Raw genomic sequence first — 24696 nt, 5'->3', positions numbered from 1 at the left:
CTCAGCGGATTGCGGAAAGCCGAGGTTCACTCATTACAGAACCGTATGCATAATATCGTCCCAACTCGAGATCGGATCGTTAGCCGTCTCGTTGATCACATCGATATAGGGAGCGAATTTCGCATCCTCGTCGGCCGTACCGGCAGCCTGATACAGGAACCAGATCGGCTTCTTGGCACAGGGCTCTTCGGCATCCTCCCAGCTCTTGCGAAGGCCGAAACGCTGATTGGGATGCTGAGCGATTTCGGTCGGATGGTCGAACGGATGCCAGTGGATCGAGTTGATACCGGTCAGCTTATTCATCTTCTTCCAAGCATAGGCGAAGCAGGCGGCCTGATTGGCCAGATCCGTCTCGCTGTACGAAGGCGAAGCGGCCGAGTTCTCCGACAGCCATACGCTGCGCCGCGTCGTCCCCTTATACATATGCTCGGGCATATTGACCCACTTGTCGAGCACCTCTAGATTCTTGAACGTCACCATCGGCGAGTCCATATCGAACGTAGCCTGCGCATCGTTCCACGTCTTGGGATCGATCAGGCTCGACGGATAGGAGTGGTAAGCCAGAGCCCAGCGGAAATCGCCCTCGGTATGCGAGTACCCGTTGATACGGTCGAGCATATCCTTCACTACATAGGACTTAGCGTCGTTCGCTACTGCCCACGAATGGGCAAACGAGCCGAATATTTCGGCGTTCTGATCGTACTGGCGTACGATGTTATAGGCGATACGCATCGAGTTGACATAGGTGTCCACATAAGTTTCCATCGTGGGCGAACCCATGTTGGTCCACGAGTAACCCATGTCCACCTCGTTGTGCATGATGAAATGGTGGATACGGCCGTGCGAGAAGTCGTTGCCGCAATAGCGCTGAGCCATGAAATCGAGCGCGGCGGCATAGTAGTTGGCGCTCTCGATCGTCGTCAGGTTCGGCATCGTGTAGCTTCCGCCGTTGAAGTCGGGATGCTGGATCAGTGTCCCGTCCTCGGGATGACCGGCATGGAAAGGCGAATTGGCAGGCGGGATCAGTATGATCGCCGCTACGACCAGATTATTCTGAGCGGCCATTTCCAGATCGGCATCCACTCCTTCGACGAGAGCCTTGTCAAAATAGTAAGTCTTGCCGCCGAACTCGTGTGTCAGATCGCTGCCGCCACCCGAAGTTTTCGAGAAATGAGTCGGCTGAATATTGATCACCGTGCACGAAATACCCAGATCGGCATAATCGGTCCGGTACTCGGCCTGTCCGGCCGCAATGCCCCCGAGCCCCTTCTTGGTTTTCAGAACCGCTGCCGGAGCCGAAGCCTTGGTCTGAATCTGATCGGCATAGCGTGCAGCGGAAACGAGCACGTCGTACTCGCCGGTATGCTTGACGATCGCCCACTTGGACAGCGCGCGGTCGAACTTGAAGTCGCCCCGCGTTACGAAACGGTCCAGCTCCTTGGTGAACGAGCCCGAGACTTCGATCATATATTCCGACTCGAAATGTCCTTCGAACATGCCGTCTACCATATAAGGCGCTATCTCGACCAGACTGAACGAACCCTCGCCGCTGCAGATACCGGAAATCGTTACCTTGTCAGTCGTCACGTTCACGTTCGAAACGGCCGACTCGAACGTCTTGGTCAGATAATTCGCTTTGTTGTCGGCCAACTGGTCCAGCACATCGCCCGTAGCGGCCTCCTCGGCCGTTCTGGGACGAAAGTGAATGTTCTTGATTTCTATGTCGATACCTTCTGTTTGGCCCAAATCGATGCGCAGGTAATCCTGCGGAGCGCCCCACGACATGTTAATGGCCTGAAAGCCCAGATCGACCGACCATTTAGCCCATTCGTCGTTGTCGTCGGAAGTTTCCTCGCCCGAGACCCTGGAGGCCGGAATCGGACTCGCCTTCATCATGCGCGTCGCGGACAGCGGCTCGGCGAAATAAAGCTCCACGTCCCGTATGGTCGAATCGCTCCTATACTCGAAAGTCAGCACGCAGGAATCGGCATTGAAAGCGCCGGCCAGCTTGTCCAATATGAGCTGAGGGTCCGTGCCGGTCGTGCTGACGGCATACTCGAACCGGCCCTGCCGCGTGATGTCGACATCGTTGGACGCTTCGACGGCAACAGTCATATAGGTCGGAACATCGACCTCGGGATACGAAGGCACAGGGATCTGCCTGTAATCTTCCGGGTCGTCCTCGCACGCTCCCATCAGCAGCAACGGGACCATGAAAGCCGACCACATCAAAGTGCGAGCGGCGCGTACGCCACGGGAACGCCTTCCCTTTGCAGAGAAGAATCCCGAATTGTTCAAGTTCAGGTGTTTCATATCAATAATCATAATAAGGTTAATGGTTCAATCCGGATACAAGTTTCGGACAGGCCTTGCAAGTAATTATATAGTTTATAGAGGCCTTCAAATCAATTATTTCCGCATTCAGAAAAAAGGCCCCTTTCTTTCCGAATGCGTCGAAATTTGCTACAAGATAAAAAGTTTTTCGCAAAAACAGCAAACCTTGTCGGATAAATTTAATCGAAACGTCATACGGCCGGCTTTCCGCCGGAGACCGGACCGGATCCGCACAACCGGACCGGGCGTGATCCGCCGGAGAACCGGCACTTCGACCAGTTTTCCGACAAGGCTGCCCGGTCGCTCTTTTCCGCATAGCTCGCGATACGTTTTCCCCACTCGACCCGGCAAGTCCCGATACCCTCCTTGTTCGCCAACCGGCCGAAGGCATGCGACAACAAAATATGGCAATGTGTCGCGTGACACATTGCCATTTTCACGAGATAGCCCGACGGAGCCGTTCATGTCTCTTATCATATTCCCGGGCTCCCCCCAAAGACATGCCTGCGGGTCAGTAAGTATTCGCCGGAGGACTCCACTTCCCCTCTTTCCTTCGGAGCGAATCGTCGCATCGATCCGCCTGCACGACGGCAGGAAACGCCATTGACCGGATCGTCGCGGCTTAGAGAGACGATTGTCCGGTCTCCGCCCGTCGCGCTACATTCTGAACGAGATGCCCCCTACGAAGTTGACATCTTCGGTAGCCGGATTCCAGATCAGATTGGTGAAAAATCCCAGCTTCATACCTTCGGCTCCTTTGATCTCCCAGTTTTTACCGGCGTTCAGGAAAACGTTCTGAACATAGAAATCGCGGTCTATGCCGTAAGTCCCGACGGCATTCCAAGGAACCATGCCCACGCCGGCCTTCATATCGATCCCTTTTACGCAGAACGGATAGGCCACCTCGAAATAGGAACCGTAAGCCCGCTTACCCTTGGCATTAACGTCGGCCGCGCCGAAAAGAATCGTGTACCAGGAGAGCGTAAAGGGAGCCTTCTCCGACACGACCCAGCTGGCGCCGAGTTCCACGCGGTGGGGCGATCGGCCGTCGAACGTGAAATAATTGCGGTTCACGAGTCCCCGGTCCCCGGCGCCGCCTTCCCAGTAAAGATCGGCCAGCGAGAGGGTCACGGGACCCAGCGCATAGGCCAGCGTCAGATCCATCTCCTTATACGAAGTCGAGGCGAAATCCACCGAGCCCCATGCCGTGGCTGAAAACTTGCCGGCCGTCATGGTCAGCGTGGGCTGAAGGCTGACACCGGCCTGAGTAACGCCGCGCCATACATAGGCACTGACGAGATCGGACCCGCCGCTGAAAGAAACTCCCTTGTCCTGAGCCGAAACACGGCCTGCGGTCAACACTCCGGCCAAAGCCAGAGCGCAAATCATAAAACGTTTCATAGTCTAAATTTTCCTTTTTTATTTGGGTTATCGATAATCCTGTTATCAGCCCGTTCCGGGTCTTTCCGTACCCGCTCGCAGGCTTGCCGATCCGATACGCCGCCCCCGTTTGCGGCACGGAAACCGGGGTTTCCGTGCCGCATGTGTCGAAAATCTTAACGGAAAACGGCGCTCAGAAAACCATATCCAATAGCAGCAGAACGATCAGGAAACAAATCATGCATGCCGCCAGTCGCCAGAATGGCTTATCCGGTCTTTTCATAAAATGCGGCGTTCGTTACCGTCCCTGCGCCTCATCGAGAGCGACGTTGAGCTTCAGAACATTGACCTTGTAAGTCCCGAAAAGACCCAGCCAAGGACGCTCAACGCTCGCTTCGACGATCTTACGCACCGCATCCTCCGACATGCCCCGCGAAGCCGCCACCCGACGAATCTGAACCTCCACCCCTCGTACCGAAATGTCGGGATCGAGACCCGAACCGCTCGCCGTAACCAGCTCAGAGGGAACGTCCCCCCTCGATAAATACGGATGAGCCGCCATGAACGATTCGATACGGCTTTCCACCTCCGAAAGGTACTCCGGATTGTTCGTGCCCTTGTTGCTTCCGCCAGAGCCGCCCCCGTTGTACTCCACGGCCGAGGGACGGCCCCAGAAATAGACGCTGTCGGTAAAAGCCTGACCTACGTTGGCCGCTCCTACCACTTTCCCGTCGAGCTCCACGAGGGCGGCCTCCCCGTCGTTCGGGGAGACAACGGCCGAAGTCAGGCGAAGAAGCAGAACGTAACCCACCGTCAGCACGACGCACATCGCCAACGTAATCCTAACTGATATCCATAAGTTTTTCATGACTGCTCTCGATTAAAAGAATACGCAAATTAACATGTCGATCAGCTTGATGCCGATAAACGGCGCTACGATACCGCCCAGACCGTAGATGAACAGGTTCCGGCGCAGCAGGGCCGATGCTCCGATCGGCTTGTAGGTCACGCCGCGCAGGGCCAGCGGGATCAGCAACGGAATGATTACCGCATTGAAGATCACGGCCGACAGGATTGCGCTCTCGGGCGAGTGCAGGCGCATGATATTCAGGGCTTGCAGCGAGGGAATCGACGCGATGAACAAGGCCGGAACGATAGCGAAATACTTGGCCACGTCGTTGGCGATGGAGAACGTGGTGAGCGTGCCGCGCGTCATTAGCAACTGCTTGCCGATCTCGACGATCTCGATCAGCTTCGTCGGGTCGTTGTCCAGATCGACCATGTTACCCGCCTCTTTGGCAGCCTGCGTACCGCTGTTCATCGCGACGCCCACATCGGCCTGAGCCAGCGCCGGCGCATCGTTCGTACCGTCGCCCATCATAGCGACCAGCTTGCCGGCCTGCTGCTCGCGCTTGATGTACTCCATCTTGTCCTCGGGCTTGGCCTCGGCGATATAATCGTCCACACCGGCTTTCTCCGCGATATATTTTGCCGTCAGCGGATTGTCGCCGGTCACCATGACCGTCTTCACGCCCATCTTGCGCAGACGCTCGAACCGCTCGCGGATACCGGTCTTGATGATGTCCTGCAGCTCGATCACGCCCTTGACCTCCTCGTCGGCGCATACGACCAGCGGCGTACCGCCATTCTCGGAGATTTCGCGTACCGTCTTTTCTATCGTTTCGGGAAACTCATGTCCGGCGTCGGTCACGATACGGCGGATCGCCTCGGTCGCGCCCTTACGGATTCGGGTTCCGTCGGGCATGTCTACGCCCGAGCAACGGGTCTCGGCCGTAAAGCCGACCATACGAACGCCCACCATTTCCATCGGGTCGGCTTTCATGCCTGCCGCGGCTCCGAGCTCCACGATGGACTTACCCTCCGGAGTCTGGTCGGAAACCGAAGAGAGCACGCACAGACGGGTAAACGCTTTCGCGTCGACGCCCCGTACGGGATAGAATTTTGTAGCCTTACGGTTACCGATCGTGATGGTTCCGGTTTTGTCGAGCAGCAGCGTATCGAGGTCTCCGGCCGTTTCGACGGCCTTGCCCGACTTGGTAATGACATTGGCGCGCAGCGCGCGGTCCATGCCGGCGATACCGATCGCCGAGAGCAGGCCGCCAATCGTAGTCGGAATCAGGCAGACGAACAGCGAGATGAAAGCGGCTACCGTGATGTTGGCTCCCACGTAATCCGCAAACGGTTTCAGCGTAGCGCAAACGATCACGAATACCAGCGTGAAACCGGCCAGCAGAATCGTCAGAGCGATTTCGTTCGGAGTTTTCTGGCGGGACGAGCCTTCGACCAGCGCGATCATCTTGTCGAGGAAGCTTTCGCCCGGCTTGGCGGTTACCTTGACGACGATCCGGTCCGACAATACTTTCGTACCGCCCGTCACGGAGCTTTTGTCTCCGCCCGCCTCGCGGATCACCGGAGCCGACTCGCCCGTGATGGCGCTCTCGTCGATCGAGGCAAGGCCCTCGATGATCTCGCCGTCGGCAGGAATCGTATCTCCTGCGGAGCATTCGAACACATCGCCCTTTTTCAGTTGCGAGCTGCTGACCACTTTCGCGGCACCGTTGGCCGTTACCAGCTTGGCCGGAGTCTCCTCGCGGGTCTTGCGCAGGCTCTCGGCCTGCGCCTTGCCGCGCGCTTCGGCGATCGCTTCGGCGAAATTGGCGAACAGAATCGTCAGCAGCAGCACGAAGAAGATCGCCAGATTGTACCCGAACGAACCCTGCGACTGGTCTCCCGTGAAGGCGATGTAGAACAACATCAGCAGCATGATGGCGGTCACCAGTTCCACGGTGAACATGATCGGGTTCTTGATCATGGTCCGAGGATCGAGCTTGCGGAACGCCTCCACGAGGCTCGTATTTACCAACTGTTTGTCGAACAGCGAATTATTTTTCTTTTTCATGGTCAGTCCGTAATTAGAAACTTAAATAATCAGCGATCGGGCCCAGAGCCAGTGCCGGGAAGAACGAAAGAGCGGCCACGATGACGATAACGGCGAAGGTCATCAGCGAGAAAGTGGCCGTGTCGGTCTTCAGCGTGCCGGCGCTTTCGGGAATGTATTTCTTCGAGGCGAGCAGGCCGGCGATGGCTACCTGTCCCACGATCGGGAAATAGCGTCCCATGATCAGCGCGATACCTGTGGATATGTTCCAGAAAGGAGTGTTGTCGGCCAGTCCCTCGAAGCCGGAGCCGTTATTGGCCGCGGACGACGTGTACTCGTAGAGCATCTCGCTCAGTCCGTGGAACGACGGGTTGTTCAGCCAGCCGATTTCCGGATTGGCGGCCGCGATCGCCGACGATATGCCGGTTCCGACCAGAATCAGGAAGGGATGCATCAGAACGACCATCGTCGCGATCTTCATCTCGCGGGCCTCGACCTTATGCCCGAGAAATTCCGGCGTGCGGCCCACCATCAGCCCGCTGATAAAGACGGCGATGATGAGGAAGGCGAAATAGTTCATCCAGCCTACGCCCACGCCGCCGAACCAGCAGTTGATCTGCATGTTGAGCATCTGCATCATGCCGCTCAGAGGCGTCTGGCTGTCGTGCATCGAGTTGACGGAACCGTTCGAGGTGACGGTCGTCACCATACCCCACATGGCCGAGGCCGCCGAACCGATCCGAATCTCCTTGCCTTCCATCGAGCCGAGATCCTGCGCGATGCCCATTTCATCGATATGGGGATTGCCGCCCATCTCCTGAGGAACGGATACGAATATACCGACCGTAAAGGCGACGAGCATAACGCCGAAGATACATCCCGCCAGTTTCTTACGTCGGATATAGAATCCGAAACACCACGCCATGGCCATCGGAATGATCAGAATAGACCAGCATTCGAGCATGTTGGTAAAGGCGTTGGGGTTCTCGAGCGGATGCGAGGAGTTGGTTCCGAAATAACCGCCGCCGTTGGTTCCGAGCTGCTTGATCGGCACGATAGCCGCCGTCGGTCCCTGCGAGATCACCTGCTCGTTGCCCTCGAGGGTGGTGATCGTCTGCTTGCCGTCGAACGACATCGGCGTGCCGTTAATAATCAGCAGAATACCGACCAGCAGCGAAAGCGGCATCAGGATACGGGTCGTGCTCTTGACCATGTATACCCAAAAGTTGCCGATCGTCTTGGCGGTTTTGGCGGCCAGCCCCTTCATGATCCCGGCCATCGCCGCCATGCCGCAAGCCGCGGTAATGAACTGAAACAGCATGATCACGTAAAGCTGAGTAAAATAGCTCAGTCCCGATTCTCCGCTGTAATGCTGCAGGTTACAGTTCACCATGAACGAGATGCAGGTGTTGAACGCCAGATCGGGAGTCTGTCCCGGGTTGCCGTCCGGATTGAGCGGCAGCCAACCTTGGCAGCAGAGCAGCACCATGCCCCACACGAACCAGAAAAGGTTGACCATCAGCAGGGCCTTGAGGAACTGCTTCCAGTTCATTTCCTGCTCCGGGTTGATCCCGCAGAGCTTGTACACCCATTTTTCTACGGGAGTCATGAAGTCGAGCCACGTGCGCTCGCCCTTGTACACTTTGGCCATGTAGCGTCCCAGCGGATAGCAGAGCACGACCAAGGCCACCCATTGCAGAATGACGCCTAAAATTTCGGTATTCATTTATTTACAAGTTTTGATAGTTCCACACTTAGAATTTTTCCGGTTTTACGAGCACGTACATCAGATAGACGAAAACCGCGATACTCAGAATCAATAGTCCTATGAACATAGCCGTAACCGTTAAATTTTCTCGAACCAGTCGACACATTTGAAGTAGAACCAATAGCACAGCCCACCCAGAGCGAGCAGCAGTAGAAAAAGCAAAAATCCGTTCATCTTTTTTTCTTCGTTTTAAAGTTTTCAACACTCACCATTTTCTTCTCTGTCTTTTATAATCGTTCAACTTATCGACGAAATCCGCCACGCTCCGGGAAAACAGGAACAGCACAACGCATGCCGTCAGAAATACGAGTATTACGCCTGCATCTTCCATGATCGTAGTCCGTCTTTACTATTTTTCGGGCCCGAGCTTTTCCAAATGAATGCCAAACCGCACCCTATTTCAACAAATCACTAATTATCAAATACTTACAGCCAAACAAAATATTTCACCCTCTCGAAATCCTTCTCAAAATGATAGAGCGATTATTCAAAATGGTAAGCCGGAGGAGATTCCGGCCGCCGTATTCCGAGATTTTCCGGCCTACGGGAGTGGCTTAATCCGTCCCGGCAGCGGACGGCCTGCATCGGTCGCCGTCCGCATCGTGCAGCGTATCGTCCGCGACAAGCATGCTATTCACCCGTCATAACCGGATGGTAAGCCCCCTTGCAGAAAGCGGAACGGCACGCCGTTCCGCCGGAACCGCCCCATCACTGCAGGACGCAGGAGCTGTTGAGCGCCTCCAAAGCCTTTTTCTTATCGGCACAGCGCAGGACGAACGACACGTCGCAATTGTCCCCGTAAGAGATCATCCGCAGCGGAATCTTCCTCAGCGAGTCGATGATCTTGTGCCTGAAACTTTTGTCGTTCCGCTTCAGATCGCCTACCACGCACACGATCGTCATGTTCTCCTCTACCGCGATGTCCGCGTAGGGACTCAGCCCGTCGAGTATCTCTGACAAGCATTCCCGATTGTCCGTAGCCAACGATATTTCGTTATCGGAAACGGCGACCAGATCGACGGAGGTACGAGTACGCGCGAAGCTGTGGAACACTTTGTCGAGCAACCGGTAGCCGGGAATCTTGTGCATCGAGCGGATCTTGACATGAACAACGCCGTCCTTGGCGGCGACCGCCTTCACCCGTCCCGCGTCGGCCGAGTCGGAGATCAGCGTTCCCGGAGCCGACGGGTCCATCGTATCGAGCAGACGCACGGGAATATTCCTCAGCTTGGCAGGAAGGATGCAGGTGGGGTGCAGGATTTTGGCGCCGAAATGCGCCAGCTTGGAAGCCTCGTCGAACGTAAGCCTGCGCACGGGAACCGTAGACGATACCACGCGGGGATCGTTGTTGTGCAATCCGTCGATATCGGTCCATATCTGAATTTCCGAAGCATCCAGCGCCGCCCCGAGCAGCGACGCGGTATAGTCGCTGCCTCCGCGTTGCAGATTGTCTACCTCGCCCGCCGCATTCCTGCAGATATATCCCTGCGTAATGAAAATACGGTTATGTGGGTAGCGGTTTACGGCCTTACGGGCATTTCGACGGATAAAGCGCATATCCGGCTCCCCGTTTTTGTCCGTTCGCATGAATTCCAAAGCAGGAAGCAGCGTAGAGCGAACGCCCGTCTCCGCCAGGTAGAGGTGCATCAGCATCGTAACGATCAGCTCACCTTGGGCCAGAACGATCTTTTCCTCGACGGACGAAAAGGGCCGTTCCGCCACTCCTTTCAATAAGGAAAAGGAGTCCCGGATATGCCTTCTCGCCTTTTCCGCGCTTCCTTCGGAAAAATAGAGCTGACCGGCCGTCTCGAGGTATTTGCTTTCCAAAGTTCCGATATCGTCCGAAGCCCCGGAAATATTGCCCCGCGACAATTCGGCGGCAATCGCGGCAAGGGCATTGGTCGTACCGGACATGGCCGACAGGACCACCAGTTTCGGCTCCTCGTTGCTGATGAGCCTCGCGACATGCTTGATCATTGCCGGAGAGCCTACGGAGGTTCCTCCGAACTTCATGACTTTGATTGATTTAGGATCGTGATCCATCGTTTTGAATTTTCGTTTACGATTAGCGGTTCTCACATTTTCGTTCCTGTCGCAAGACAATCGGGATGCCACCGCAATGCGCCACGCAACCAAATACATGACTATCAAATCGTTGTCTGCAAACACACGGTCATCCTTGCATCGTCCGGACTTATCAAAATGAAAAGGCATTTTTTCATTCTGATAGAATCTTCGCCCGAGCGCATTCACGCAAAACGCTATATATCTGAAGATTGAATAGACGCCCGATCCGACGGTACTTCTTTTGCTTTTGAAGCACGTATGAGACTTTTTATCATATCCAACAGACTGCCGGTGAGGATGACCCGAGAGGGCGACCGGCTTTCTTTCACGCGCAGCGAGGGAGGATTGGCCACCGGTCTCGGCTCTTTGCAGATTCCTTACGAAAAGCACTGGATCGGATGGCCGGGTATCTGTACCGACGATCCGCAGGAGCGGAAAACGATCGGCTCCGAACTGCGGAGGATGCATTTCCATCCCGTATTTCTTTCCGAGGCGGAAATCGAAAATTACTATGAAGGCTACAGCAACAGCACGATCTGGCCGCTGTGCCACTATTTCTATGCCTATACGCTTTACAAAAGCCGTTTCTGGGAGGCGTACCGGGAGGTGAACCGCCGCTTCTGCGAGGAGATCTGCCGTGTCGTGGAACCCGGCGACAGGGTATGGGTGCAGGACTACCACCTCATGCTGCTGCCCGGCATGTTGCGCGAGGCGATGCCCGACCTATGCATCGGATATTTCCATCATATCCCTTTCCCCTCCTACGAATTGTTCCGCATCCTGCCGGAGCGGGCCAGGCTTCTGAGGGGATTGCTGGGAGCCGATTTCATCGCATTCCATACGCCCGACTACATGCGCCACTTCGTCAGCGCCGCGCAGCACATTCTGAACGTGGAGTTCCGGCTGGACGAGGCACAACTGGGCAGCCGTACGGCCCGGGTGGACGCGCTTCCGATGGGAATCAATTACGACCTTTACCATAAGGCCGCGTCGAAAATACAGGTACGCGACGCGGTCGAAAAATACCGCAGGCTTTTCGGCGACCGCAAGCTGATCCTCTCGGTAGACCGCCTCGATTACAGCAAAGGCATCCTGCACCGCCTGCACGGCTTCGCGTCCTTTCTGGAGCGCCATCCCGAATACAGAGGCAAAGCGACTCTCTCCATGGTGATCGTCCCTTCGCGCGACCATGTGGGCAGCTATGCCGAACTGAAGACCCGAATCGACGAGGAGATCGGCTCCATCAACGGCAAATACTCCACGATGGACTGGACTCCGGTATGCTATTTTTATCACGGATTCTCGTTCGAGGAGCTCGTCGCCATGTACTACGTGGCGGACGTGGCGCTCGTCACCCCGCTGCGCGACGGGATGAACCTGGTAGCCAAAGAGTATATCGCCGTCAAGGACGGCAACCCCGGAGTCCTGATCCTGAGCGAGATGGCCGGAGCGGCCGTGGAGCTGAGCGACGCGCTGCTGATCAACCCGAACGACATGGATCAGATCGAACAAGCCATCGTGAAGGCGCTCGAGATGCCGGAGCAGGAGCAGCTGAGACGGCTGAAGAAAATGCAGCGCATCGTCTCGGCGCAAACCGTGAACCGCTGGGCCGAAAGTTTTATCAACGAGTGGAGCTCGGCCTGCCGGAAAAACTGGGCGATGAACCGTAAACGGCTTTCACCCGAATCCGAGACGACGATCCGCAGGCACTACGCCCGGGCCCGGAAGCGGCTGATTCTGCTGGACTACGACGGTACGCTGGCTCCGATCCGCGCCCGGCCCGAGGAAGCCAGTCCGACACCGGAGCTTCTGGATACGCTGCGCCTTCTGTGCGGCGATACCCGAAACCGAATCGTGATCAACAGCGGGCGGGACAAGGCGACACTGGAGCGATGGCTGGGAGAACTGCCCGTGACATTGGCTGCCGAGCACGGAGCCCGTTACCGGGAAAACGGAGTCTGGCATACCCGCGTGGCGAGACAGCAGTGGAATACGGGGATCATGGCCATTCTGAACCTATATCTGGAAAAGACCCCCCGTTCGCGGCTGGAGATAAAGGATACCGCGCTGGCATGGCATTACCGCGAATGCGATCCGTGGCTGGGCGAGCTGCGGGCCCAGCAACTGACCCGCGCGCTGGTCTCGGTCTGTCTCAGGCACAAGCTGCAAATCATTCAGGGAAGCAAAGTACTGGAGATCAAATCTCCCGAATACAGCAAAGGTTCCGAAGTACGGCGGCTGCTGGAAAAGGGCGGCTACGACTTCATTCTGGCCATGGGCGACGACACGACGGACGACGATATGTTCGAGGCGCTGCCGCGCGACTCTTTCGCCGTCAAGGTAGGCAGCGTCTCGGAGAAGGCTCTCTACAACATGCCGCAGCAAGAGAGAGTGCTCCCGTTCCTGCGCTCCCTGACCGAAAAAGTACCGGACGCTTCGGAGCCGTCCCGCAAAAGGCCCGGACGGACGGCGATCCGCTTCGTAAAAAGGCTGTTGCAAACGAAAAACCGATAAATCTCGTCTCTCCATGAACCATCGACTCAATTACGGGGCCGTAGGCAACTGCCGCACGGCCGCCCTGATATCGGAAACAGGAAACATCGAATGGCTCTGCCTGCCCGAGTTCGACTCTCCGTCGATCTTCGCAGCCCTGCTGGACCGCGAGAAGGGAGGGTGCTTCGGCTTCGAGGTATCCGAAGCGTACCGCACCGAGCAGTCCTACATTCCGCACACGAATATTCTCTCCACGCACTTCATTTCGGACGAGGCCGAGTTCACGGTACTGGATTTCATGCCCTACTACCGGGCCCAGAACAGCGAACACTATCTTCCGGCCGAGCTCTACCGCTACGTACGTCGTATCCGGGGCGTTCCCCGGTTTCGGGTCCATTACGCTCCGGCTCCGGACTATGCCCGGGGAAAGACCATCCGCAACGTCGGGACGGAATATATCGAAAGCTACAGCTCGCTGAACGCTACGGACCGGCAATACCTCTACTCTTCGATTCCGCTGGAGGACATCGAGCGGAGCAGGGAGATCGTACTCGAGAAAGACGAATTCTTTCTGCTTTCCTATAACGAGAAGGTAATTCCGGTAGACATCGAACGGGAAAAGCTGGAATACTGCCGGACGCTGGTCTACTGGCTCAACTGGAGCAACCGGACGAAAAAATACACTCTCTACAACGACGTGATCGAACGGAGCCTGCTGACACTGAAGCTGATGTCCTATTACAACGGAGCCATGCTGGCAGCCCTCACCACCAGCCTGCCCGAGACGGTGGGCAAGGTGCGTAACTGGGATTACCGCTTCTGCTGGCTGCGCGACGCGTCCATGTCCATCGAGACGCTTTTCAAAGTGGGTCACCCCGGCGTGGCGCAGCGCTTCATGCGCTTCATTCAGTCCACCTTTACCGCCGACCGGGACTCTTTCCAGATCATGTACGGCATCCGCGGAGAACGGCAATTGACGGAAACGATCCTCGAGCATCTGAGCGGCTACAAAGGCTCGAAGCCCGTACGCATCGGCAACGACGCTTACCATCAGCGGCAGAACGACTCGTTCGGTTATCTGATGGACCTGATCTACCAATACTACCGCTTGGTCCCGGGACCGCTGGACGAGATCGAGGATATGTGGGAGCTGGTGAAAAAGATTCAGGCCAACGTCATGCAGGAGTGGCGCAAGCCCGACAAGGGAATCTGGGAAATCAGGGGCGAGGAGCGCCATTTCGTCTCCTCCAAAGTGATGTGCTGGGTAGCTCTGGACCGAGGGGCCAGAATCGCCCGGATGCTGGGCAAATACGACTGCGAGAAGCGCTGGCAGCAGGAGGCCGGGCTCATCCGCAGGGATGTGCTGGAGAGGGGCTGGAAAGAGGAATTGCAGAGTTTTTCCCAGACTTATGACAATACGGCCTTGGATGCGTCGCTGCTGCTTATGGAACCTTACGGCTTTCTGGATGCAGACGACATACGCTATCATAAAACGGTCAAGGCCGTGAAAGCGGCCCTGATGCACAACGGGCTGATGTATCGCTACAACAGCGAAGACGATTTCGGGATGCCGTCGTCGGCCTTCACGATCTGCACGTTCTGGCTCGTCCGCGCCCTGTTCGTAACGGGAGAGAAAGCCGAAGCGCGCTGCCTTTTCGACGAGGTGCTGCGCTACGGCAACCACGTGGGGCTGATGAGCGAGGATCTGGATTTCGATACGAAAGAGCAATTGGGAAATTTCCCGCAGGCTTACTCGCATTTGTCTCTGGTCAATACGGCGATCCTCTTCGCCGAAGAGGATAAGCACCGAAGCCTCCATTTCGTCCGGCCGTAAAGTCCGCGGCCGGCATGCCCATACGGCTCTCTCGCGTCCGAACAAAACCGGAGCGCGCCGCCATCCGTTCCGGCATAAAAGACATAAAAGACGGGGATGCCTCTTTCGGACGCATCCCCGTCTTTCTTCGCTCGGGCCGGCCGTTGTCAGACCCGCAACGAGATCGTGAAGCGGCTGCCCTTGCCGACCTCGCTCTCGACGAATATCCTGCCGTTGTGCGCATCGACGAACTCCTTGGAGATGGCCAGTCCGAGGCCGCTTCCCTGCGTCTTCGTCCCCGGCACGCGGAAATAGCGGTCGAAAATGCTCTTATGATAACGCGGGTCTATGCCGCGACCGAAATCCTGAACGTAGATATCGACCCAGTTGTCATGCTGCTTGGCGCCCACGATGATACGGGCATTTTCGGGCGAGTGGTGGATCGCGTTGGATAGCAGATTGGTAACGACCCACGCGATCTTCTCGTTGTCGACGAACAGTTTCGATATTTTTTCCGGATACTCCACTTCCACATAGCAGTGGAAACGTTCGGCCAGCACATGGGTGGCCTTGACCGCATAGTCGATCAGCTCGATCGGCTTGACGATCTTCGGATGGAGCTGGAGCTTGCCCGACTCCACCTGAGTCAGGTTCAGCAGCTCGCCCGTAATGTCGAGCAGACGGTCGCTGCTTTCCTTGATGCTGCCTACGAGCTGCTTCTGCTCGTCATTGAGCGAGCCCAGCCGGGCGTCGCCCAGCAACTGGAGGCTCATCAGAATCGACGAGATCGGGGTCTTCATCTCGTGCGATACGGTGGAAATGAAATTGGTTTTGGCCGAATCCAGCTCCTTGTATTTCGTCACGTTGTTCAGAATGATCAGATTCCCGATGAAATTCCGCTCTTGCTCCCCGACGGCATTGGTGTAAAGCGGAATATTGTCCATCTGGAAATAGCTCTCCTTATTGTCCGCATAGATTTTCAGCGGCTCGTGCGGCCCGTCGGATTCCCTGTTCGAGTACAGTTCCCTGATCAGACGACGCAACAGGTCGTTGTTTATCGCGATCTCGGCGGCGTTGCGCCCGATTACGTTTCCCCGTTTGAGATTCAATATAGAGAACGCCTCGTCGTTCATAAAAAGGATGTTCCGTTCGGAATCCAACCCGATGATCGGCTCGTGAAGGCTGTTGACGATCGCCTCGATACGCATCTTTTCGGTCATCAGCCGGTCGAGCGAGCTGCGCCGGTACTGGGAGAGCTTTTGCGCCATATTGTTGAACGATTCGGCGACACCCCGCAGCTCGCGGTTATTGCCGAAGTCGAGCCGCTGGTCGTAATTATGGTTGGCGATCTGGACGATTCCCTGCTTCAGCTTGTCGATGGGGCGGAGCACGATGGAGGGGAAATAAAGCAGGAACAGAGCCGCCAGCAGGACACAAAGTATCGCTATGACCGATATCCAGCGCACCGCCTCGTCCGCGCTGCTCTCCATCCCCCGGCTTTTGGCCAGAATGGAGCCCATATTCAGCTCCATGATGCGGTACAGGTCATCGCGTATTTGCTGAACTTCTTCTCCGGAAATGGAATCGTTGAGCCGGCCGACCTTCTCTTCGAGGGCGGAGGTAACCTGGCGCTCGTTGATCTCCGTAATGTTCTGCTGCTGCAGAGTCAAGGCCTCGATCAGCGTCCGGCGGGAGGCCGAATCCTGAGAGAAGCGGTCCAGGGAGCGGAGCATCTCGCTCACATAATGTACGGAGTTGTAGTTATCCGACAGAATCTCTTTCGAGGAGACCGACAGATGGCGCACGTACCGGATCGACTGTATGCCTTGTATGAGGATCAGGGTGAACAGGATGCCTATGCCCAGACTGAGTTTGCTGCGAAGTTTCATATTACGATAACATGGTTAGATCTATATTCATTCTCGCCAGACGATTGAGCAAGCGGCGCAGCCGGAGCGCCGTCATGAACAGGGCGTATAGGGAGAAGCGAGGCTTTCCGATATATACGGCACTGATCTTTCGCTCGATACACACGTTCACCACCGTCTCGACATAACGGTTGGAGTGCACCTGCACAACTTCGCCGCCCAATTCCGTCGCCAGATTGAAATTGTTGATCAGATAGCGTTGGTTGGCCAGCGGGATACGGTCGTCGCTCTCCTTGTCGCTCTGAATGTAAAGGACGATGAAACCGGCATTGAGATGGGTCGCCATGCGGGCCGTCTTGCGAATGACGCGCCGGGCCGCCTTTTCGGACGAGTCGATCACGGCCAGCAGCCTGTCGTGCCGCAGGAGCTTGTCTCCGGCCGAAACGCTGGTCTCGACCTTCTTCTCTACCCTCAGCGCGACCTCTTTCAGCGCCAGCTCGCGCAGCTGCAACAAGTTTTCCTGCGTAAAAAAGTTGCCGAGCGCCGCCGCGATCTTGTCCGGCTTGTAGATCTTGCCCGCCTTCAGTCGGGCGATCAGATCGTCGGCCGTGAGGTCGATGTTGACGACCTCGTCGGCCATCGCCAGCACGCTGTCCGGCACCCGCTCGTGCACTTCGACGCCCGTAATTTCCTGAACATGCTCGGTCACGCTCTCGATATGCTGGATGTTGATCGCCGTGATCACACTGATTCCCGCGTCGAGAATCTGCATCACGTCCTGCCAGCGCTTGGGATTGCTGCTCCCTTCGATATTGGTGTGGGCCAGTTCGTCGACCACCACGATCTCGGGATGCAGGTTCAGGATGGCCTGCATGTCCATCTCGTCGAGCTCTTTTCCCTTATAGAAGAGCTTGCGTCGGGGAATCAGCGGCAGACCCGCGACGAGGGCCTCGGTCTCCGCACGGCCGTGCGTCTCGATATAGCCGACCTGTATGTCCACCCCGGCATCGAGCAGCTGATGGGCCTCCTGCAGCATGCGGTAGGTCTTTCCCACACCGGCGCTCATGCCGATGTAGATTTTGAATTTTCCCCGGTGCGACCTTTTGATCAGCTCCAGAAAGTGTTGCGAACTCTGTCTGGTTTCATCCATCGTCTCTTTGCTTGCCACTGCATCGAAGTCCCGTTCATAAAACGAACGATTTCAGGACAAGATTAAATATTTTCCGAAAACAATAAAAATTCTTTTTATCCAAAATTCCTTTCCCCGTCCTCGATCGTACAACGGAGCACATCACGCCGGCGCCAGCTCTCGACATAGCGTAACGAGCACCACCAATATCGCGAGAAGCGTCAGGAATGTCAGCAGCAGTCGCGCCGGTCCGTCCAGTTTCGGCATAAACGGTACTTTTAGCAGGTATTAAAACGATTCGATTGTGTGTAAAGCAAATTCCCACATGCTCCGCCTCACCGTCCCTGCGCCTTATCGAGGGCGACATTGAGCTTCAGAACGTTCACCTTGTACGTCCCGAAAAGACCCAGCCAAGGACGCTCAACGCTCGCTTCGACGATCTTACGCACGTCCTCCTCCGACATGCCCCGCGAAGCCGCCACCCGACGAATCTGAACCTCGGCCCCTCGTACCGAAATGTCGGGATCGAGACCCGAACCGCTCGCCGTAACCAGCTCAGAGGGAACTTCGGCCTTCCCGAGATACGGATGAGCCGACATGAACGATTCGATACGGCTTTCCACCTCCGAAAGGTACTCCGGATTGTTCGTGCCCTTGTTGCTTCCGCCCGAGCCGCCCCCGTTGTACTCCACGGCTGAGGGGCGGCCCCAGAAATAGACGCTGTCGGTAAAAGCCTGACCTACGTTGGCAGCTCCTACCACTTTCCCGTCGAGCTCCACGAGGGCGGCCTCCCCGTCGTTCGGGGAGACAACGGCCGAAGTCAGGCGAAGAAGCAGAACGTAACACACCGTCAGCACGACGCACATCGCCAACGTAATCCTAACCGATATCCATAAGTTTTTCATGACCGAATATTATTTGAAAGAATTTGCAGATCGCCCCGGATGTCGCCCCGTCCGGACCGGCGTCGCAGGGAAGAGAAGCGGCGCAAGGAAAATAGACCGAACATCCTGACGGGCCGGCGGCATTTTTCGATTCTTATGCGCTTTTCATACATTATTTACGGCAAGCGAGCTGGGATACCAAACCGTCATGTACGGTTTTACGGCTTTTATGCCACAGCAGCGGCGTCTGGAAATGCCAAGAACGTGCCACAATAGCGCATTGGACTTCAGGAAAATGTCAATCAACGCATTACATTGCCCTCGACCTATGCAAGAAAAACCCGAACCATTTCAAAACGATAAGGCGGCACTTTTAAAATGATAGGCGACACCGCTATTCTCCGGAACCGGGCGGCGGAACGGTCACGGATTCGGAATCACCCGCGGTCAGGAACCGGCAGACCGTCGTACTCCGAAGCGCGGCCGCCGGAGTCGGAAAATCCATGCGGCAGCCGCCACACCATCGTCGCGGTTCATGCCGATATGATCGGACGCGAACCGGAGATTTCACGCCGGTTTTCGTCCCGGTCATTCGATTGCGAAACAGAACGACACGCCTATTTTCGTCGGTCCGAAGTAGTTTTTGTGTCCCCGGCCGAGATACCGGCCGCACCGCTTCCATACATAGCGTTCGTAGTCCGACCGCAGATAGCCCAAAGCCGCCGTAGCCTCGACGCTCCAACGCTTTCCGACAGGCCACCGGTATCCGTATGCCACGCCCGCCCCGTACAGGCTTCCCTCGTATCGCCGGTCGGCCATGCCCAGAAACTTCACGCCTCCGACATTGAAGCCGGCATACAGGAAATGCACGCCCAGAAAGTGCCCCTCGGAACGACAGCCGAACCAATGCCGGACTTCGGGCTGTAGCAGCCAGAACTTGAATTTCCGATTGTCGCCGAACGTCCACGGATTATATCCTGCGTCGATCACAAGCGAAATATCCGGAGTCAAACCCGTTTCAAAACCGGCGTTGAGCGACGATGTCGCCCAGTACAGCGCATTCGTCTTGACCTCCAGCAGAGGAAGGGGTCTCCTCGGTCCGATCGGCCGCTCTTGCGCGGCGGCCGAACCGCCCCATATCGCTCCCAAGCACAACAGGGCGAGGACTACCCGATTGGATATGAACACATTCATTATTCAGAGCTTTTATCGTTCCCGGCTTCCATACGAACGGGCAGAACCGCGGCAGGCGGTCATTCTTGGCCGCACACCTGCTCCACGATCCATGCCCACAGATTGGCCGTCAGCCGGTCGAAATCCGTCGTAACCGTTCCGTCCGTATTGGCTTGCGAGCTCAACCGGCCGTTCTGGTTCAAGTTGGCGTCGCCATGATACACGATGCGGGCTCGCCGGTTGACTCCGACGACCATCGCCTTTTCGTAGCCGGCCGCATCGCTGACCACCAGAGGAGTCACATCCGACGGATAGTCCGAGCAATAGGCCGCGTAGTCGTCGGCTTTCGCGATCGGCGCGTTTTCGGCCACCGTCCCGAAGGGCGAAGCGAAAAAGCGCCTGTTGCCGTCCGTCTGCGCCGCGCGCTTGAACTTTCCTCCGACGGCGGGACTCTGATAGTAATATTTCCATGTTCCGTCCTTAGTCAGGTACTTGCGCAAGTTTGCATTGGTCGTTTCGGTGTCGGTCCCCACGATCAGCACCCGGTTCGGACTGCCTTGGAGCCATGCGAGCACGACCTGGGCCAAATCGTCCGAAATCGAGGTATTGTAGGTCAGGTAAATGACATCCTGAGTATTGATCGTGTTTTTCACATTCCGGTATATATCGGAACCGGAGCCCGCGCTCGTGGCCTGCATCTCCGTGCGGGAAGCCTCCGAGAAAGAGAATCCCCCGACGATTACCGTGCCGGAAGGCGAAAAGTTTTTCGCATTGTCCAATATCTTTCGCAGCGGCTGCCCGCTTGCCGCCGCGGGGTTGTTCGTTCCGAGCGAGCCCACTTCCGTCACCGACAGCACTCGGATAAAGCGCTTGCGGTATTTCTCCGGACTCTCCTGCCTTACCGAGACATCCAGCGTCCAACGTCCGGCTGTCACCCGCAGCCTGGCCGTCACGTCGCTTTGCGTGCGGTTATCTGCTGTCGTAGTGAAGACCAATCGCGTGACCGTCTCCGCGTCGCCGGAGTTCCGTCCGATCGAGACCGTAAAGCCGTTGTCTCCCGGCAGCGAGGCGCCGACGCCCGACACGGCCGTGCCGACAAGGCTGCCGGAGGCATCCAGCCACTGGATCGTATAGGGCAACGTTGCCTGAACGTCCACCGTGTCGGCTTTTCCCGCCGGATAGCCGAGCGTCACGCTACGGGATGACAAGCCGATATAGTTGTCTCCTTCGAAATGCATCTCGGTCGTAAAGTCCTCCCACGGCTCGATCTCCGCAACGATGCTCGTCGCCTTGTTCACGGCAGCCAGACCGGGATCGCTCCACCCCGGACCGGTTACCTTTCTGATCCGGAAAACGTACCTGTGATTCCTCAGTATCTGGCCGAACGGATGGCCCTCGAGGCCCGGATCGAAATCCACCCGGTAATAAGTAGGCTGGGACTGTCCGTCGTAATATCCCCCTACGACGATGCAGGTCGCATCCGTCAGTCGTGCCGCCGCATCGGCCACCTCGTCGGCCTCGGGGACATAGATTCCGGCGACCGACACGGGGTCCGGCTCGCTCGTCTCCGTTACGACCGGGGACTGGGATTTCACCGCGCCCGCGAATACCGACGGCGCGGTGACCCGGGGCGACTCCGGAGCGAAGGACTCGTCGGGCGCAAGCTGGATTTTGTCGTTCGGACGGTACAAACGGACGCTTTCGATCCGCAGAGACCGCGAATCCGCCGTCAGGTCTTTCTCCACATCGATCCGGGCTACGGCCCGCAGCATCTTGACGCTGAAACGATTTTCCCGGTCGGCCTCCAGTCCGGACGGAACGGCGATCTCGCCGTACATGGGCAGACTCCGAGCGGCTCCCGTAAACGAGCATCCTATTCCGGCCTTGACCTCGGCCTCCGAGCGGCCCGGCGAAGGCGCATAAGCGGCGAACGCATCGCCGTAATTGCCGGCCAGCATCAGTTTGACCGGCTTGGTCGTACTGAGGAGCTTGGCCTGAAACTGAGCGCTGTTTCCGGTCGATTCGAGCCTCTCTCCCTCTGTCATATAGCGATACACGTACTTGCCGTTTTCCTGCTCGAGCACGAGTATCATCACGTCCTCGATCCGGTTTTCCGCATCCCCGGACAAATCTCCGGCTCCCGCGCTTCTTGTCGGAAGCGCCGGTTGCGGCAGGCTGACCGTCAGGCGTACCAGCGTCCCGTCGTGCCTTGCAACGCCGTCTTCCGGAGACATCTTCGTACAAGCCGCGAAAAACAAGACAGACAGCCATGCAATTAGCGGCGGCCGAAAGCGAGAGCTTCGTTCCTCCGGGACGGGATCATCCCTATCGTTATTTCCATACTTGCTCATTGTTTCCCGTTTATCGTTACCAAATATCCCATTGGTATATTTCATCCCATGGGGTGATTTCCGTATAGACGGACAAGCCCTCGCCTTCATTCAGATCGATTAACAGATTGACGGTCCGGCCCGCCGGCAGCGAGATCGGACGGCCGTCGTCGTCGGTCACCGAAGCGATCAGGCGGTCGGCCGACCGACCGAGCGCTTTCTCATACAGATTCACCGTCACGCCGCCTGCCGGAGAGACGGCCGGATCGGTATGGATCAGATTGAACGCTTCGTCGGTCGAGAAGTCCCCGTTATCACGGAACGCGCCGGTCCTGCGAACCCGGGCCGTACCCGCGGTCGGGTTTCCGACAAAGTCGTAGCCGTCGTTAGGTATCTCCACGGTGAGGTAATAGCGGTCCTCAAGAATACGCCGGTCCAGTCCTCGCACGGTAATGCGCATTCTGGCATTCTTACGGGCCAGAGTAATCACCTCGGGCCCGGCCGCTCCTACCGGGGCAAGCCGGGCATGTCCGAAAAACAGATCGTCCGGCGTACCGTGAAAAGCATCCTCTCCCTCGATCAGCGAAACGGCCCGCTCTTCGATCCCGCTCCCTTGGGCGGGCGAATGGAACAACTGGCCCGCCCCCGCATTGGTCCATGCCGAGACATGACAGCGACCGAGCGCCTCGACGGGCAACAGGACCGGCACACGGTGCACAATCTGCTCCCCGGTCACAAAAGCTCGGCCGACGAAATACCTCTCCGGAGAGAACAGATACAACACGGCGCTGCCCGCCTCCCCGGTCTCCGTGATATCCCGCCCCGTGGTTTCGTCCATAATCTTCAGTACGACGAACCTGTCTTCCGTTTCCGGAGGACAGTCGCCTCGATCCTCCCGAATGCAGCCGGACAAACAGTACAGACAGCACAGGGAGAGGCACAGCCATCCTCCGCAGAACAGATATCGAGCCGTATTCACGATCCGTATTGTTTAGACGGTTCTGAGCCTACCCCGCAGAACATAGCTGCCGATACTCTCGGGGACAGGCTCCGGACCGAACAATCCTTTCCCCGACTACCACTCTACGTTCTGGACAAGTTCCGTCGCCCACTCCTGCGGCTCGACGGTGACCGTAAGAGACGCCGGATCGGCCGGCACTTCCGGATCAGCGCTGCCGCCTCCGAGCCGTTTGAGCGTCACATTGACCGTATAGACGTGGTTGCGCTGAATGAAGGTCCCGTCGCTGGTAGCACCGTCGCTCCCAGGCTTGTCGTTGATGCGGAACGGGAAATAGGCGGGTTGTCCGTCGTAAGTTCCCACAAGCGTAATGAGGGTGGCATTGCCTCCGGTATTGTCGTTCGGGAACACGTAGAAATAACGGTTCGAATGATCGTCTGCCGATATGGTCTCCGACAGATAGCTCTTTTCGGCGCTTTTGTCTCCGGCCATGCCGCCGTAAAACAGTTCCGGAGTGTTGACCGACGGAAGCCCCATCGTGGCCGAACCGCGTGCTTTCATGACGACCGCCCGGCTCAGCACGAATTTGTCCGGATCGTGCCCGGCTTCCGGAGATACGGTGATCGTTCCCAGTTTGACCTTAGCGGCGACACGACTGACGGATACGGTTGTCGCGGCGGTAGAATTGGCCGAGAGCGTCACCGTCCCTTCCCCGCTCATGAAAAGTCCGTTCGTTTGCGGAGACTGGGTCTCCAGATCCATCGCATTCCGAGCATCGGCGAACCAACTGTAATTGATTCCGTCCGGGAAAGCGACGCCGGAGGGAACGTTCGCCACCACCACGACTTTCTTCGTTCCGGCGATCAGCCCGGTGATCGTCTCGGAGAAGCTCGACGAAGCGAAGGTTTGTTTCTTATCCAGCGTACCGTTGGCATTGAATACGAATACCGTCACGTTCTTGACCGTGTTTTCGGCTTTTTCCAGGTCTTCGGCTCCCGCGCCGTCCGACGGAACGACAGCCTTGGAGCCGGCCGCCTGCCGGTTCAGCGTAACGGTCAGGGACGCGGTCTCCCCGGAAGGGGAGTTTTCCGTGTCGTTTTCAGCGCAGGAGACCGATAAAAACGCGGAGGCGAAAAGGCATACGAATACCGACAATAAGCCTCTTTTCCCGATGCAGATACTTGTTTCCATAATAATTATTGTATTAAAAAGATATAGTCATGTCCTCAGACGATTGGAGACATGCAAAAAGCGTGACACATCGGACATTTTTCAACCCGGGTATCCGCAGGCCGATACATAGAGACATACAATCGGGTTTGCAACAAACACATTGATCGGTTCATACGGGAAGCCGCATCCGAAACCTCGTTCCATTTTCAAAGAATCTTGCAAACCCGTGATGCCGTTTTGTACTGCAGCAAGCCGGCGGAAGGTCCTTCCGCTTTTTCAGGACTGTCGAAACATGGTCAAAAGAACAAGTTCCCTTGGCATGTTCCTCTCATAAAAGTATTTTCGACTTTCTCCGCTGCGACGTACAATTCCCGTTCCCGTAATAACCTGTACGGTTCCCATTTTCGGATAAAGAATGTACGCCGGC

General features: G+C 56.8%; 17 protein-coding genes. 3 read left to right on the top strand and 14 right to left on the bottom strand.

The window, feature by feature from the left end:
• Nucleotides 1-33: 33 nt before the first annotated feature.
• The 6 genes from NQ491_RS09280 to kdpF form a co-directional block, all read right to left on the bottom strand.
• Nucleotides 34-2313, bottom strand: coding sequence for a DUF5722 domain-containing protein (locus NQ491_RS09280; RefSeq protein WP_147524810.1), 2280 nt, complete (start codon nucleotides 2311-2313; stop codon nucleotides 34-36).
• 678 nt (nucleotides 2314-2991) lie between these two features.
• The gene (locus tag NQ491_RS09275; protein WP_019245854.1) at nucleotides 2992-3735 is read right to left on the bottom strand and encodes a hypothetical protein; all 744 of its coding nucleotides are present in this window, start codon (nucleotides 3733-3735) and stop codon (nucleotides 2992-2994) included.
• 277 nt (nucleotides 3736-4012) lie between these two features.
• Nucleotides 4013-4543, bottom strand: a complete 531-nt coding sequence (locus NQ491_RS09270; RefSeq protein WP_019245855.1) for a potassium-transporting ATPase subunit C — start codon at nucleotides 4541-4543, stop codon at nucleotides 4013-4015.
• A gap of 51 nt (nucleotides 4544-4594) precedes the next feature.
• Nucleotides 4595-6634 (bottom strand): potassium-transporting ATPase subunit KdpB, encoded by a 2040-nt coding sequence (kdpB, locus tag NQ491_RS09265; RefSeq protein WP_019245856.1) that lies wholly within the window; start codon nucleotides 6632-6634, stop codon nucleotides 4595-4597.
• 13 nt (nucleotides 6635-6647) lie between these two features.
• A complete protein-coding gene (gene kdpA, locus NQ491_RS09260; RefSeq protein ID WP_019245857.1) occupies nucleotides 6648-8339 on the bottom strand; it encodes a potassium-transporting ATPase subunit KdpA in 1692 nt (563 codons plus the stop codon).
• 28 nt (nucleotides 8340-8367) lie between these two features.
• Complete coding sequence (gene kdpF, locus NQ491_RS09255) at nucleotides 8368-8448, bottom strand: K(+)-transporting ATPase subunit F (protein WP_034282999.1); 81 nt, start codon at nucleotides 8446-8448, stop codon at nucleotides 8368-8370.
• Between the two features lie 313 nt (nucleotides 8449-8761).
• On the opposite strand from kdpF, the gene NQ491_RS09250 reads away from it, so the two are divergent.
• Complete coding sequence (locus tag NQ491_RS09250) at nucleotides 8762-9028, top strand: hypothetical protein (protein ID WP_147524811.1); 267 nt, start codon at nucleotides 8762-8764, stop codon at nucleotides 9026-9028.
• Between the two features lie 61 nt (nucleotides 9029-9089).
• On the opposite strand, the gene NQ491_RS09245 is transcribed toward NQ491_RS09250, so the two are convergent.
• Nucleotides 9090-10403 carry an aspartate kinase gene (locus tag NQ491_RS09245; RefSeq protein WP_026089641.1) on the bottom strand — a complete coding sequence of 438 codons (1314 nt, stop codon included), beginning with the start codon at nucleotides 10401-10403 and terminating at the stop codon, nucleotides 9090-9092.
• Between the two features lie 303 nt (nucleotides 10404-10706).
• Here NQ491_RS09245 and NQ491_RS09240 point away from each other — a divergent pair, with 303 nt between their 5' ends.
• Nucleotides 10707-12962 carry a bifunctional alpha,alpha-trehalose-phosphate synthase (UDP-forming)/trehalose-phosphatase gene (locus NQ491_RS09240; protein ID WP_026089642.1) on the top strand — a complete coding sequence of 752 codons (2256 nt, stop codon included), beginning with the start codon at nucleotides 10707-10709 and terminating at the stop codon, nucleotides 12960-12962.
• A 13-nt stretch (nucleotides 12963-12975) separates the two neighbouring features.
• Entirely contained in the window at nucleotides 12976-14775 is a 1800-nt protein-coding gene (locus tag NQ491_RS09235) for a glycoside hydrolase family 15 protein (RefSeq protein WP_019245862.1), read from the top strand.
• A gap of 146 nt (nucleotides 14776-14921) precedes the next feature.
• Here NQ491_RS09235 and NQ491_RS09230 read toward each other — a convergent pair whose 3' ends face one another.
• The 7 genes from NQ491_RS09230 to NQ491_RS09200 all read right to left on the bottom strand — a co-directional run bounded on the left by NQ491_RS09230 (nucleotide 14922) and on the right by NQ491_RS09200 (nucleotide 24287).
• The gene (locus tag NQ491_RS09230) at nucleotides 14922-16643 is read right to left on the bottom strand and encodes a sensor histidine kinase (protein ID WP_019245863.1); all 1722 of its coding nucleotides are present in this window, start codon (nucleotides 16641-16643) and stop codon (nucleotides 14922-14924) included.
• Between the two features lies 1 nt (nucleotide 16644).
• Complete coding sequence (locus NQ491_RS09225) at nucleotides 16645-17772, bottom strand: sensor protein KdpD (protein WP_019245864.1); 1128 nt, start codon at nucleotides 17770-17772, stop codon at nucleotides 16645-16647.
• A 314-nt stretch (nucleotides 17773-18086) separates the two neighbouring features.
• Nucleotides 18087-18656: a K(+)-transporting ATPase subunit C gene (locus NQ491_RS09220; protein WP_026089643.1), complete on the bottom strand. Its 570-nt coding sequence runs from the start codon at nucleotides 18654-18656 to the stop codon at nucleotides 18087-18089.
• A 567-nt stretch (nucleotides 18657-19223) separates the two neighbouring features.
• A complete protein-coding gene (locus NQ491_RS09215) occupies nucleotides 19224-19829 on the bottom strand; it encodes a DUF3575 domain-containing protein (protein WP_019245867.1) in 606 nt (201 codons plus the stop codon).
• Nucleotides 19830-19888: 59 nt separating this feature from the next.
• On the bottom strand, nucleotides 19889-22042 hold the full coding sequence (locus NQ491_RS09210; protein WP_019245868.1) for a hypothetical protein: 2154 nt from the start codon (nucleotides 22040-22042) through the stop codon (nucleotides 19889-19891).
• Between the two features lie 133 nt (nucleotides 22043-22175).
• Nucleotides 22176-23117: a FimB/Mfa2 family fimbrial subunit gene (locus tag NQ491_RS09205; protein ID WP_019245869.1), complete on the bottom strand. Its 942-nt coding sequence runs from the start codon at nucleotides 23115-23117 to the stop codon at nucleotides 22176-22178.
• Nucleotides 23118-23213: 96 nt separating this feature from the next.
• Nucleotides 23214-24287, bottom strand: coding sequence for a fimbrial protein (locus tag NQ491_RS09200; protein ID WP_147524812.1), 1074 nt, complete (start codon nucleotides 24285-24287; stop codon nucleotides 23214-23216).
• Nucleotides 24288-24696: the final 409 nt, after the last annotated feature.

It is taken from the genome of Alistipes ihumii AP11, assembly GCF_025144665.1.
GTDB lineage: Bacteria > Bacteroidota > Bacteroidia > Bacteroidales > Rikenellaceae > Alistipes_A > Alistipes_A ihumii.
Note: the sequence above shows the minus strand (reverse complement) of the source record. Positions and strands in the feature narration are given on the sequence as shown.